Genomic DNA, 12,271 nt, shown 5'->3' on the forward strand with positions numbered 1-12,271 from the left:
TCGTTATCATTTATATGTTTTAAAGGAGGTTTCATTTTGTTTATTCACTTTTTAAAGGAGAACCGTTACGTCACACTGTTGCTCACAGCAATTAGGCTGTATCTTGGCTGGGAGTGGTTTATTGCTGGATGGGGCAAAATCTCCAGTGGGAAGTTTGACGCCAGTGGTTTTCTCCATGGTGCATTAAAAAATACTTCAGGTGACCATCCTGCTGTACAACCCTGGTGGGGAAGTTTTATAAGAGAGGTTGCATTACCATATGTTGACCTATTTAATGTTCTTATTCCCTGGGGTGAATTATTAGTAGGGCTCGGATTGATTTTGGGAATCTTTACTTCCTTTGCTATGTTAATGGGCCTTACCATGAATTTTGCCTATATGTTTTCGGGCACTGCAAGTACAAACCCGCAAATGGTTTTACTAGGTCTAGTCATTCTGCTGGCGGGGGGGAATGCTTGGAAATTTGGATTGGACAGGTGGGTAAATCCCGTAATAAGAAAAGTATTAGCTAAAAAGGCTGGTAAAGAAACAAATCCGCAAACAGCGTAATATTCAATATTTGGAAGTGAGAAATGGTTCCTTGTAAATTTACCATCTTGAATAATTGAGAGACAGCGGGCCCGTCCATCTGTCTCTTTTTACATACTTTCCCTGAACCAGAGCAACATAAAAGGAAAATGGATCGAACTCAGGGGGATTCACAATGAATTGGGATGATGTGATTTTAGCGCGGGAAAAAATGAAAGGAATTGTTCATGCCACACCTCTTGATTATTCTAAAACCTTTAGCACACTCTCAAATAATGAAGTATATTTGAAGCTTGAAAACCTGCAAAAGACAGGCAGCTTCAAGGTTAGAGGTTCTTATAATAAATTGATATCTTTGCCAGCTGAAGAGCTGCAAAAGGGAGTTGTGGCAGCTTCTGCCGGAAATCATGCTCAGGGTGTGGCCTATTCCAGCCAGATGCTAGGCATTCCCTGTACGATTGTCATGCCAAAAGGGGCGCCTCTCAGCAAGGTGCTGGCAACTCGGCAATACGGAGCTGAAGTCATACTGGAAGGTACGGTTTTTGACGAGGCTCTGGCCTATGCATTTGAGCTGAAAGACAAGCTAGGCGCCACATTTATCCATGCGTTTGATGATGAGTCAGTCATTGCGGGTCAAGGGACAGTTGGATTGGAAATTCTTGATCAGCTGCCGGATGTGGAGGCGATTATCTGCCCTGTTGGCGGTGGAGGGCTTATTGCAGGTGTCGCTCTGGCCGTCAAAGAAAAGAGGCCTGACATTAAAGTATATGGTGTCCAGACGCTTGCATGTCCAAGCATGAAACATTCATTAACCGAGAACCGTCCGGTTGCTGTTAAGGCATCTCCAACGATGGCAGATGGAATTGCTGTTCAGAAGCCTGGGCAGAAAACTTTTGAAATCATACGAAAATATGTCGATGATATTTTTTGTGTGGATGAAATGGAAATTGCCCGAACGATGCTTCTTGTCCTCGAGAGAAATAAGCTGCTGGTAGAGGGATCGGGTGCAAGCCCGCTGGCAGCTTTGCTTTATGACAAAGTGAATCTCAAAGGCAAGAAGATTGCCGTTGTTTTAAGCGGCGGAAATGTCGATGTCAATTTCATTTCGCGAATCATTGAACGTGGGCTTGTTGAATCGGGAAGGTTTGCGCATTTTACAATGACGTTAAAAGATAAACCAGGTGAGCTTCAGCGAGTGTTAAGCTCTGTAACCGAACTCAACGCCAACATCCAATTTGTCAACCTTCATCGCATCGGAAAGCATATATATCCTGGATACGCTCAGTTGGAATTATCGGTAGAGACGAAGGATCATGAACATATTGAACAGCTTTATAATAAATTAAGTGCTCAGGGTTTTCAGCTGAAAATGGATCAGTAAACAGACACTAATAGCAGGGCGGGAGACAGCGGAAATCCTGCCTCTGTCTCTCCATCTTTAGCTTAAATAAATATTGAGAATTTAAGAAGTACTTAAATGAGGATATTTAGGAGAATTCTGCAGGGGGGGTATTATTGCTGTTTTTCATTCAGTATCTCCAAAACATCCTGATGCTGCTTCTGTACATTGGAAATATGCTTGATCTCACTTGAAAGTTCCGATTTCGTCTCATCGAGCTTCTTCATTAGGCTGCCATAATAAAATGCAACTTCTTTTCTCATCTCACTCTGTTCTGATTGCAGTAATAGCTGGCCAGTTTCTAAGTTGATTATGCGGCTTTCCATCGAGTCGAATCGAACATCCATGGAGTCGAACCGATCATCCATCGAGTGAAATCGATCATCCATCGAGTCGAACCGATCATCCATTGAGTCGAACCGATCATCAATCGCAACAAACTGTTCATCAACAGAATCAAACCTCTGGTCTATCGAATCAAACCTCTTGTCTATGGTATCAAACCTCTTGTCCATAGAATCCAACTGATCTAAAATCTTATGCAATATTATCTCCAACACAATTCACCTCCTTCTCTTTGACATTATTATACCTAGACCCGTAAATTATGGGAAGAGCTTTTAAATATATGCCTGTCCTATATGTCTGCATAGTTAGCGGCACATTCGAGAATTCTAATGACAAGCAGTTACTTCATTTTGAAGTAAGGATCATGATGGCTATAATCTGGAGGAATGTCATGAAAAACAGCCAAGGGAAAAACAGGAATACCAAAAATAGAAACACCACCCAAAATAAGGAGAAATTCGAGATAAGCGAAACGGGATACGGGCTGGAGTCAGTTGCAGAAGGTGCTGATTTCGCAGAGGGAGATCAAACTAATTCTCCCAACTGTGGTGGCTTATGATTAATTTTAAATTTAGTAGGTAGAAGCAAGGGTGCTCCCTTGCTTCCTTTTTGGTTCGTGAAACTTTATATAATTTGGTTCGTATATTAAGGACTAATAAAAAGGGGATATTAATATGGGAAATTTGTTTCTGTTTGCGCTCTTGGTCGGATTAGCTTCGGCCTTGCTTCTTGTTCCTTTTTCGAATGGGGAAGTCAAGGGCAAAAAAGTGAAGTCAGGGCTAGTAATTGCAGCGGTTGTGCTTTTCACCCTTGGAACTCTTATATTCTATTATATGTTCAATCTGGACCGTAACCTTTCTTCTTTATGGCCGCTGGCGATTCTCGTCACGCTTGGCGGGACATTTTTTTCAGCTGGAAAGGAAAGGATGATCAAGGGAAGCTTATTTTTACTAACCATGCTTATCGGCGTGTATTTCATGATTGCCTTTCTTTTTAATGCTGAGGAAAAATATGAATCTGCGAAGATGGCAGAAAAGACAGAGATTTCGATCTTTGATGAAAAGGAAACGCCTGCGAGTGTTCCACCTCAGTTCGCGCGAAATAAAATGAAAAAGGCTTTCGGTCAGGTTCCGAATACAAGTTATTATGAACTTGGGAATCTGCAAATCCAGAAGGTCAACGGGGAGTATGTCTATATCGCCCCTGTAGAATTTTCGGGCTTTTTTAAATGGTGGAAGGGCGAGTCTACACCAGGTTATTTTACCGTAAGTGCTACAGATTCAACAGCTAACCCTAAGTTCAAGAAGTCAGAAATGATTTTCACACCGTCTTCTTACTTTAATAAAAACCTTGAACGACATATCCGGATGCAGCAGCCTGAGGCTATTTTTTACGGTGGAACGCAGCTGGAGATAGATGACGAAGGAAAACCTTATTATATCAGGACATTCGGCGAGTTCATCTCAGCTCGGAATGGTTTTAAGGTGACTGGAGTTGTCGTTGTTGATCCTGCGTCAGGAAAGACGACAGCCTATGCTTTGTCAGATGCACCAGACTTCATTGACGGCTCTGTTTCTCCGGAGGCAGTCAGCCTGCAAAACAGCTATTACGGGAATTTTGTTCATGGATACTGGAACAGCGTGTTTGGAAAATCTGATGTGAAACTTCCCTCAGATGAAGGAACCGAAGCCCAGGTGAGCCCAATTTTTAATGAAGATGGCGATATGTATTACTTCACTGATTTTACCAGTCCGAAAGAAGGCGTTGACTCCATGCTAGGGTACGCTTTGACGAATTCTCGTACGGGAAAAGCTACCTTCTATACCGGTGATCTTGAAGAGTCTTATATGGATTCCGAAGGAGCGCTCCAGATTATTGAAAAGAAATTCATTGAGAAAAAGTGGTACGGTGAAATGCCGATTATCTACAATTTCTATGGAGAAGCCAGCTGGCTGACAGCTGTCCTTGATTCAAACGGCTTTTTGCAAAACTACTTTATCGTATCAGCTGCCAACCCTGAAATCTCAGTGTATGGGAACACTCCAAATGAAGCCCTGAGAAAATATAAAACAGCCTTGCAGCATGGCGGGGGAACAGTGGATGGTAACTCAAAGGCTGAAGAAAAGCAGACGAGCGGAACTGTAGTACGTGTTTACAAAGAAAAAACAGGTGATTTCACGATTGTTTCGATCCTGCTGGATAATAAAAAGAACTACCTCATCTCATCCGAAGCTAATCCATTGGCCATCTATCTGAAAGAAGGCGACCAGGTAGACATTAAATACATGGAAACAGGAGAAACCTTCCTGCCGGTGAAAGAATTGGTGATTCGAGGGTTGGAGTAATGCAGCAGACCCATGACATGACGTCACGGGTCTTTTTTTGTCGGGGATATGGGGAGAGTGAGTATTCACCTTGACAGAAGATACGATTGGCTCATAGGGATGAGCAATATTAAGCTCGATAACCTTTAGTGTTGCTGTTTACAAAATATGGCAATTAAACCTGCTCAGGCTTCTCTTTGAATATGGAAAAATTCATTGTATTTGTTATTTATTGGTTTAAAATGATAGTAAATCATATGTAAGGTGAGGTAAGGTCATGGGTTTCCAAAAATGGCTTCGTATATTACTGCCTGAGCTTCAATTGGTCGATTATGTGCAGGCAAAGGGATTAAGAGGCAAAAAACAGAGGATGGGCGGGCAGGCTCAAACAATGGTTCATGCCGGAGCGTTAAGGTCTGGATCAATCGCAGGCAATCCTCAGAATGGCCCTGCTTCTGTTGGTGCAGTCGGGGAAGTGGTCAAGGATGCAAAATACGGGATCAAGCAAATGGGCTTGAATCGATCAAATGAGGAACTGGACACAGTTTTTGCGGATATCAAAAAGGAACTGAATAGCAAGATCTTAAGACAGAGTGGATTCATCGATGAGCTGCTAGTTGCCTATAAAAAATCTTTTTTTAAGAGAGAGAAAGGGAAGGTTCAAAATACTATTCTGCTGGCAGGTCCTGCTGGAACGGGCAAGTTTACGACCTTACAGCTGTTGATCGATCAGCTCTATAAGAAAAAACTTGTTCCATATAAGCGGGTCGTGACGATTGATTTAAGGAATTACACCGAGAAGGATATTCACAGTAATTTCATCCTGGATTGTTCTGCCGCCTTTGAATATGGGATTGGGACGGTATGCTTTTTGGGGATAGAGAATGCTGATGCTGAGGTTCTTCAGTATGTATCCAGGCTGGTGCAGCAGGGATTTTTCCGGACATCCAACAGTGTAATGGTCGATGCCTCTAATTATTTTCTAGTCTTCTATGCCGATGTGGACTTGAAAGAGGAAGTTCACGGAAAGCTTCCTAATGAGGTGGCGAATAATATACCTGCTCCTATTTTAAAAGGAATCCAGTCATATGCGATTTCGGCACCGCTCATGCCTGAGGATATTGAGGCTATTTTGAGGAGCAAGTTCCAGGCTGCAGCGAACAGGCTGGGGAATCAAGCACAGTTGACGGTCACATTTGAAGAGGGGCTGTTTACTGGTTTAGTAGAGAGAATAATAGCAACGAAGAAATACGGAGAGGCAATTGAGAGTTTGGCTGAAAAGGATTTTTACCAGACGATTGTTGATTTAAGGGCAAGAGGGACTTTCCTGGCGGAAGATCACATTAGGATCCAGCTGGAGCAGGATGATCTGCTGGCGGTGAAAGGTCAGGAAACCTACCTGCTAAAATCCATTCCATTTGTTGAGGACGAAAAAATAGAAGACCTTCTTGATGAGCTTAACAGCTTGACGGGCTTGCATACGGTAAAAAAAGCTATTCATGAGCTGCTGGAAACGGTGAAGGCTGAAAAAATGAGGCAGGAGGCCGGGTTCAAAACGGCGGGCAAAATGGCAATACATATGGTGTTCACCGGTAATCCAGGGACTGGCAAAACAACGGTGGCGAGGCTGGTCTCACGTATTTTAAAAGCGATGGGATTGCTCTCACAGGGACAATTAGTAGAAGCAGCAAGACAGGACCTCGTTGGGGAATACCTTGGATCCACTGCGCCCAAAACCAATGCTGCCATTGAACGTGCCCTTGGCGGCGTGCTATTTATTGATGAAGCCTACTCCTTATCAAGAAATAAGCAGGACCCATTTGGCATGGAAGCGATCGATACCCTGGTGAAGGGAATGGAGGATCATCGCGATAATCTGGTGATGGTACTGGCGGGATACACGAATGAGATGGATGATTTCTTGAAAATGAATCCGGGGCTTCAATCGAGATTCCCTTATATTATTGAGTTTCCGGACTATTCGTCTGAAGAAATGTATGAGATTTTGACAGGGATGGCGAAAGCGAAAGATTTTGCAGTTGATCCTGGTATTAAAGAGCAGCTCATTGAATTGTTTGATTCCAAGCAGATTTCTGGCCGGAATGATGCCGGTAATGGGCGCCTTGTCCGTAATATGCTGGAGGATGCCATCCGGAAACAGGCGGTTCGCCTCAATCAGGATACAGGTGCACGGGATTACAGACTTTTGACAGCGGTGGATTTTGGCATAGCCGAGCGCCAGAGGTTCGAGCTGGAGCCAGCATTTGAGAAGATCATTGGATTGGATAATGTAAAAGACTTTCTCAGAAGTCTGGAAAAACAAATTCTTGCGAATGAAAAAAGGAAAAAGGCTGGAATTTTAACAGATCAGTCCCAGACTCTAAATATCGTCTTTTCGGGGAATCCAGGAACAGGGAAAACGACGATGGCGCGTATGCTTTCGGAGATGCTTAAATCAATGGGCCTTTTAAAAAGAGGTCACCTGATCGAGGTGGACAGAAGCAATCTCGTGGCCGAATATATGGGACAAACCGCTGTGAAAACCACGGAAGTCGTCCAGTCTGCCCTGGGCGGGGTGTTATTTATCGATGAAGCTTACAGTCTTGTAGAAGATGGTGTCCAGGGCGGCGGCTTTGGAAAAGAAGCCATTGATACGCTGGTTCGATTGATTGAAAACCATCGCAGCGACCTGGTCGTGATTCTTGCGGGATACAGCGATGAAATGGAAAAGTTTTTGCGGAGCAATCCGGGACTTGCATCCCGTTTCCCGCTGCAAATTGAGTTCCCGGATTATACTCCTGAACAGCTCACACAAATTACCGAAATCCAGGCAAAAGCCAAAGGGTTCCGCCTTGAATTCGATGTACAGCAGGCGTTGGCCAGTTTTTATGAGAAAAAGCAGATTCCCGGGAAAAATGACAGCGGCAATGGGCGACTGGTAAGGAATACGCTGGAGGCGGCCATTCGCAACCAGGCAGTAAGGATTGTAGAAACAGAAAATGTCGTTCCAGACCAATTGAATAAGTTAACCCTTGGCGATTTTAGATTGCTGGAAGATCACCCGAAAGAAAATGCCTTGCAGGAGCTGAATGCTGTCATCGGCCTGAATGAAGTCAAAACATTTGTGCGATCATTATCAGCGCAGATTGAAGTGGCCAATAAAAGAAAAGCGATGGGATTGCCAGATATGGGTGCGCAATCGCTGCATATGGTGTTTAAAGGAAACCCGGGTACGGGCAAAACGACAATTGCCCGGATTCTGGCCCGAAGGCTGAAGGAACTGGGTGTCATCAAGCTGGATCATATTGTGGAAACAGACCGTTCTGGACTGGTGGCAGGCTATGTTGGCCAGACCGCTCTCAAAACGCGAGAAGTTCTGGAAAAGGCCTTAGGCGGAATTCTATTCGTAGATGAAGCGTATGCTCTATTCGGCGATGGCCAGGATTTTGGCCAGGAAGCGATTGATACCATCGTCAAATTTATGGATGACCACCGTGAAAATATAATTGTGATTTTAGCTGGTTATGAGGAAGATATGGAACAACTGCTAGATTCCAATGCAGGCTTGCGCTCAAGATTTCCGAATATGATTACTTTCCCGGACTATACAGCCGACGAACTCGTGGAAATCAGTATTCGTCTTTTGAAGCCAAAGGGCTACGAAATTAGTCCGGAAGCTGCCGAGGTTCTTAAAGGGATTTTTGCGCGTGCTAGTGATGATGCATCTTCGGGTAATGGCCGTCTCGCGAGGAATGTCTGTGAAGCGGCCATTCGGCAGCATGCTTTGAGGTTAAGTGAAACCGAACAGGCAACACTAGAGGATTTAACCGTACTGAAACGTGAGGACTTTTTACAGGCTGGGGGTGTTTCTATATGAAAAAAATCTTTAATTTTTTATGGGCTCTAGTATTTTATGTTTTGCTATTTCCTTTCACCATTCTCGTCATAGTCTTTGGACCGTTGATGACATTCCTGGACCTTATCGATGTATATAAACTGGAAGCACCAAGACTCGGGTTTGGCCTGGGAGCGATTGCTTTCCTTGGTTTCATACTCTTTTTATCGATGAGGTATCCTTCATTGAATTGGCTGTATCGTAAGTTTCCGGTACTGTTGCCATTCTTTCAGATGTGTTTCGTCAGTTTTATCGTAATGGACCTTAGCCTGGCATTTGCAAACCTGTGGGCAGACAGGATGATCATCGGGAAAACTGTTGCGATTGGCTTATCGGTGCTGAGCATTCTGATTGGCAGAGCATTTCTATCATACTGGTATTATAAGTACCCAATCAGCTACAAGATGGTACGGTAAGGAGGAGCGGCGATGTTGAAAAAGGCAAAAAAAGACTCTGCTTTAGATATTGATAACCAGGCAATGCTTGATGATGAAGAACAGCAGCCTGAGGTCATCTACCACGAACATAGCCATAGAAAACCGGTTTTCTTTGGAACCATTCTTGCGGTAGTGTTGGCGATTGGCCTAAGCACGATTTTAGGAAGCTACTCATCGGAAGGAAGCGCCGAGGAGGTAGTCGCCAATCGAATCAGCAAGTCAACAGTAGCAGGAGAAACTCCTTTTACAGATGAAACAAATGCAGGAATTGCCGCGAGAGACTTCGAGGTAACCGTCGGTGATTCCGGAGGAGATGCAAAGATGCTGATTTGGGACTTCAATAGTGAAGACAGCGATGAAGTCCAAATTCTTGTGAATGGGCAGCCACTTAAAGAGAAGCTCATTCTTGCCAACAATCCAGCAGCCATTTCAATTCCCGTGCCAAGCACGGTGACAATCAAGGGATTGAAGGATAACGGAGGCGGCATATCCTATGCGGTAAAATTTCCAAATGACAAAATCACTTACTATAATGTGGTCAGTGTCAATGCTGGCAATACTTATACCGTGAAGCCGCTGTAGGGCCTTGTTTCAGGCGAACACGTAATCAGTAATAGAATGAGCCGTATTAATTCCTTTATAGTTATGGAATTAATATGGCTCATTTTAGGTTTGGGAGAAGGGGTCTTCACTGGAGGGAGAAGAGTCCTAAGCACGAAAAAAACGGTATTCTTGAATATGAAAGAGGGGCATGAAGTAAAAAGGACGGTTCTTTTGTTTATGTAAGAACCGCCCCATCTTTCTATTCATAAATATAGCTAATGACATCAAGTGCTTGTTCCACCGTCTCTACCGTTACATTCGCTTTATTGGAAAGCTCTTTTAAAGGGTGAATCAAGGATTCCGGCCTGATGATAATGGTTGGTTTGTTCATTGCGATGGCGGTGCTTGCGTCCATAGCGGTGTTCCATTGTTTGTATTTTTCACCAAAAAGGGCGATGACGATATCCGACTTTGCCATGAGGACTTGAGTTCTGAAGTTATTGATATCTGATGCAGCGTCATCTTTGTAGACATTGCCCGGCTGCGTGCCGAGGATTTCCTCACCGATTTGATCCGATTTATCATGGTTTGTCTGCGGTCCGACGAACGTGAGCGGCAGGTTTCTTTCCTTCGCTTTTGTTGCCACCTGATCTCGCCATTCATCGTGGATCTGCCCTGCTAAATAAACGGTTAACTTCATTGTAACACCCTCCTAATGAAATGTTTTCTTCCTTCATCATATAAAACTTTGCTTTGGAATCAAAGGGATTAGGCAGTGACCAGGGTCTATGCGTTCAAGATGGGTAAGTGAAGTTCGTTTGGAAAAATCATACAAAGGGTACGAAAGACCCAGGAACTTCTTTTCGGAAAGTCCGTATTACATGAAACAGAAATCGCATTTATGGAGGAAACCTAATGGGATTATTATTATTTTTAATAGTTTTGGCCGCAATCGGGGGTATTTGGTACGGATGTAGTTCCCTTCAATATAAACTGTCGAGGAAACACACAACTCATATAGGCTGGAAGACATTCGGCAACATATTGCTGCTTATAGTGAGCCCCATTGCTGTAGTAGCCTTTTCGCTCTTCCTTATGACTCAACTTAGTTTGGTATCAGACCAGAGCGGCCAGGGAATTGGCTGGTTATACGTAATCTATTTCATGCTGCAAATCATCGTCATACCAGCGAAAGTTATCTATTTAACAGTTTTTCATTTTGTCGTTAAAAAGAAGAGGGGAAAATTAGTAATTGATGATCATTATAAAAGGCTGTTTTCGTAAAGATTGTTGTTAAAATCCTAAAGCCGATTTTAACGTGATTATAGCCATTTTGTAGGTCGGTACTAAGTTGGCAAGCTCTTTTCTCTTTAGAAGCGTTCATTTTGTGCAGAAACTTAGGCAATTCCATCCTATTTTGTCATCAATAGCAACAAAGTTTGAGAAAAGAGCCTTATAAAAAGATTTAAGAAGGAGGGAGAGATATGAATCATAAAAAGTTCTCCCGTTTTGAGAATTTTTACTTCATCGCTGTATTTACCATTGCTTTTACCTATTTATACTCGGTCCAGGAGAATGGGGTCATAGATGTCGGAGAGCAAATATATCAGCTTCTGTTCTTAGGATTCCTGTTTTTTATTGGACTAATATTAACAACAATCAAATACTCGGCCAAAGAAGGGAAAGTCAATAAGAAAGCCGTGTTTATAACTGTTATATTCTTTCTCATCTGTATTCTTGTGAGGGTTCTATTGAGTGTGGTGTAATTCTTACGCTGCTAGTGGAATATTAATTGTGCCTGGGCCGATTAGAGTGTAATCAAGCAATAACAAAACGATATAGTCTTGGTTGTGGGGGTAATACGAATGAAGAAAAACACTATGAAATCCATATCCTATATATATAACATTCTAGTGTTTGGCAGTTTTTTTATATGGGGATTCTCTGTTCAAAGTGAGGAGGGATTAGTGTACCCCGCTGAACATAAATTCCTTTTAACAATATTCTTGATTTTGATGTTTATAGGAATGGTCTTGGCTGGGGTAAATCTCAGCAGTGTAAAGGAGAAAGGTGATGCCATTACCCGCAAAACCTGGATTACCGGGATTATTATGGCCTTTATATTTATTATTTTTAAGGTAGTATCTTCAGTTAAGTAAAATATCAGGAGTAGGTGATGGAATGTCCAAGAAGGTACTCAGTTATATCTCCGGGATTACCGTTTTAGTGACTATACCAGCGTTTTTTATATGGGCTTATTTTGCTAAGGATCAACATGGAAAGGTACATCTGGAGGGGAACGAGTTTACCGCATATCTATTTCTAGCGCTCTCCCTTTTGGCGGTAACAACAGGATCCATTGCCTTGAGGGGCACAAAAGAAAATAATAACAAAGTCAGTAAAAAAACGGTTCTCTCCGGTCTGGCTGTGGCAGTCATCTTCGTTCTGTGGAGACTGTCATTAACTAGGTAACGGAAAGACAGAGGTGTGGTCATTGAAGAAAAAAACTTTAACTGTCATTTCCTACTTATACAGCATTTTGGTTTTCGGTAGTTTTTGTATACGGGGATATCTTGTGGAAAAAGAAGAGGGAGTGATTGACCCGACGAAACATGAGATGCCTCTAATTCTATTTGTTGGCCTCATGCTTATAGGCGTCGTTATGGCGGGAGTTGATTTTAATAGTGTAAAAGAGAAGGGCAGCAAAATAACACGAAAATCGGTCCTGACGGGGATCGTAATCGGTCTGCTATTTGTTTTTTGGGGTGTTGTAAGGTCTTTAGATTAATAAAAATAA

The 12,271-nt window shown here is 42.9% G+C and carries 14 protein-coding genes; 12 read left to right on the top strand and 2 right to left on the bottom strand.

What is annotated here, in order from left to right:
• Window positions 1-36: 36 nt before the first annotated feature.
• Together B5X77_RS02970 and ilvA are read left to right on the top strand one after the other, a co-directional pair.
• On the top strand, window positions 37-549 hold the full coding sequence (locus B5X77_RS02970; protein WP_079504944.1) for a DoxX family membrane protein: 513 nt from the start codon (window positions 37-39) through the stop codon (window positions 547-549).
• Between the two features lie 154 nt (window positions 550-703).
• On the top strand, window positions 704-1,909 hold the full coding sequence (ilvA, locus tag B5X77_RS02975; protein ID WP_079504946.1) for a threonine ammonia-lyase: 1,206 nt from the start codon (window positions 704-706) through the stop codon (window positions 1,907-1,909).
• Between the two features lie 131 nt (window positions 1,910-2,040).
• On the opposite strand, the gene B5X77_RS02980 is transcribed toward ilvA, so the two are convergent.
• On the bottom strand, window positions 2,041-2,484 hold the full coding sequence (locus tag B5X77_RS02980) for a hypothetical protein (RefSeq protein WP_079504948.1): 444 nt from the start codon (window positions 2,482-2,484) through the stop codon (window positions 2,041-2,043).
• A 182-nt stretch (window positions 2,485-2,666) separates the two neighbouring features.
• On the opposite strand from B5X77_RS02980, the gene B5X77_RS23170 reads away from it, so the two are divergent.
• The 5 genes from B5X77_RS23170 (at window position 2,667) to B5X77_RS03000 (ending at window position 9,513) form a co-directional block, all read left to right on the top strand.
• Entirely contained in the window at window positions 2,667-2,834 is a 168-nt protein-coding gene (locus tag B5X77_RS23170) for a hypothetical protein (protein ID WP_176167215.1), read from the top strand.
• Between the two features lie 115 nt (window positions 2,835-2,949).
• Window positions 2,950-4,620, top strand: coding sequence for a hypothetical protein (locus B5X77_RS02985; RefSeq protein ID WP_079504950.1), 1,671 nt, complete (start codon window positions 2,950-2,952; stop codon window positions 4,618-4,620).
• Window positions 4,621-4,876: 256 nt separating this feature from the next.
• Window positions 4,877-8,476, top strand: coding sequence for an AAA family ATPase (locus B5X77_RS02990; RefSeq protein ID WP_079504952.1), 3,600 nt, complete (start codon window positions 4,877-4,879; stop codon window positions 8,474-8,476).
• Complete coding sequence (locus B5X77_RS02995; RefSeq protein ID WP_079504955.1) at window positions 8,473-8,910, top strand: hypothetical protein; 438 nt, start codon at window positions 8,473-8,475, stop codon at window positions 8,908-8,910. Before B5X77_RS02990 ends, B5X77_RS02995 begins: the two co-directional genes overlap by 4 nt.
• Before the next feature lie 12 nt (window positions 8,911-8,922).
• Entirely contained in the window at window positions 8,923-9,513 is a 591-nt protein-coding gene (locus B5X77_RS03000) for a TMEM165/GDT1 family protein (RefSeq protein WP_079504957.1), read from the top strand.
• A 220-nt stretch (window positions 9,514-9,733) separates the two neighbouring features.
• Here the strand turns inward: B5X77_RS03000 and B5X77_RS03005 are convergent, their stop codons facing one another.
• Window positions 9,734-10,174, bottom strand: a complete 441-nt coding sequence (locus B5X77_RS03005) for a YtoQ family protein (protein ID WP_079504959.1) — start codon at window positions 10,172-10,174, stop codon at window positions 9,734-9,736.
• A gap of 215 nt (window positions 10,175-10,389) precedes the next feature.
• On the opposite strand from B5X77_RS03005, the gene B5X77_RS03010 reads away from it, so the two are divergent.
• The 5 genes from B5X77_RS03010 to B5X77_RS03030 all read left to right on the top strand — a co-directional run bounded on the left by B5X77_RS03010 (window position 10,390) and on the right by B5X77_RS03030 (window position 12,262).
• Window positions 10,390-10,758, top strand: a complete 369-nt coding sequence (locus tag B5X77_RS03010; protein ID WP_079504961.1) for a hypothetical protein — start codon at window positions 10,390-10,392, stop codon at window positions 10,756-10,758.
• 200 nt (window positions 10,759-10,958) lie between these two features.
• Window positions 10,959-11,240, top strand: a complete 282-nt coding sequence (locus B5X77_RS03015; RefSeq protein WP_079504963.1) for a hypothetical protein — start codon at window positions 10,959-10,961, stop codon at window positions 11,238-11,240.
• Between the two features lie 99 nt (window positions 11,241-11,339).
• Window positions 11,340-11,633, top strand: a complete 294-nt coding sequence (locus B5X77_RS03020) for a hypothetical protein (RefSeq protein ID WP_079504965.1) — start codon at window positions 11,340-11,342, stop codon at window positions 11,631-11,633.
• A 22-nt stretch (window positions 11,634-11,655) separates the two neighbouring features.
• Complete coding sequence (locus B5X77_RS03025) at window positions 11,656-11,946, top strand: hypothetical protein (RefSeq protein WP_079504967.1); 291 nt, start codon at window positions 11,656-11,658, stop codon at window positions 11,944-11,946.
• A 22-nt stretch (window positions 11,947-11,968) separates the two neighbouring features.
• Window positions 11,969-12,262: a hypothetical protein gene (locus B5X77_RS03030; protein ID WP_079504969.1), complete on the top strand. Its 294-nt coding sequence runs from the start codon at window positions 11,969-11,971 to the stop codon at window positions 12,260-12,262.
• Window positions 12,263-12,271 lie beyond the last annotated feature (9 nt).

Origin of the sequence: Mesobacillus jeotgali, from assembly GCF_900166585.1 — a bacterium.
Classification (GTDB): Bacteria; Bacillota; Bacilli; order Bacillales; family Cytobacillaceae; genus Mesobacillus; species Mesobacillus jeotgali_A.

Excerpts from the sequence above, each read along its gene's own strand:
- ilvA (WP_079504946.1), top strand. The coding sequence starts at position 704 with ATGAATTGGGATGATGTGATTTTAGCGCGGGAAAAAATGAAAGGAATT.
- B5X77_RS23170 (WP_176167215.1), top strand. The coding sequence starts at position 2,667 with ATGAAAAACAGCCAAGGGAAAAACAGGAATACCAAAAATAGAAACACC.
- B5X77_RS02985 (WP_079504950.1), top strand. The coding sequence starts at position 2,950 with ATGGGAAATTTGTTTCTGTTTGCGCTCTTGGTCGGATTAGCTTCGGCC.
- B5X77_RS02990 (WP_079504952.1), top strand. The coding sequence starts at position 4,877 with ATGGGTTTCCAAAAATGGCTTCGTATATTACTGCCTGAGCTTCAATTG.
- B5X77_RS02995 (WP_079504955.1), top strand. The coding sequence starts at position 8,473 with ATGAAAAAAATCTTTAATTTTTTATGGGCTCTAGTATTTTATGTTTTG.
- B5X77_RS03000 (WP_079504957.1), top strand. The coding sequence starts at position 8,923 with ATGTTGAAAAAGGCAAAAAAAGACTCTGCTTTAGATATTGATAACCAG.
- B5X77_RS03005 (WP_079504959.1), bottom strand. The coding sequence starts at position 10,174 with ATGAAGTTAACCGTTTATTTAGCAGGGCAGATCCACGATGAATGGCGA.
- B5X77_RS03010 (WP_079504961.1), top strand. The coding sequence starts at position 10,390 with ATGGGATTATTATTATTTTTAATAGTTTTGGCCGCAATCGGGGGTATT.
- B5X77_RS03015 (WP_079504963.1), top strand. The coding sequence starts at position 10,959 with ATGAATCATAAAAAGTTCTCCCGTTTTGAGAATTTTTACTTCATCGCT.
- B5X77_RS03020 (WP_079504965.1), top strand. The coding sequence starts at position 11,340 with ATGAAGAAAAACACTATGAAATCCATATCCTATATATATAACATTCTA.
- B5X77_RS03025 (WP_079504967.1), top strand. The coding sequence starts at position 11,656 with ATGTCCAAGAAGGTACTCAGTTATATCTCCGGGATTACCGTTTTAGTG.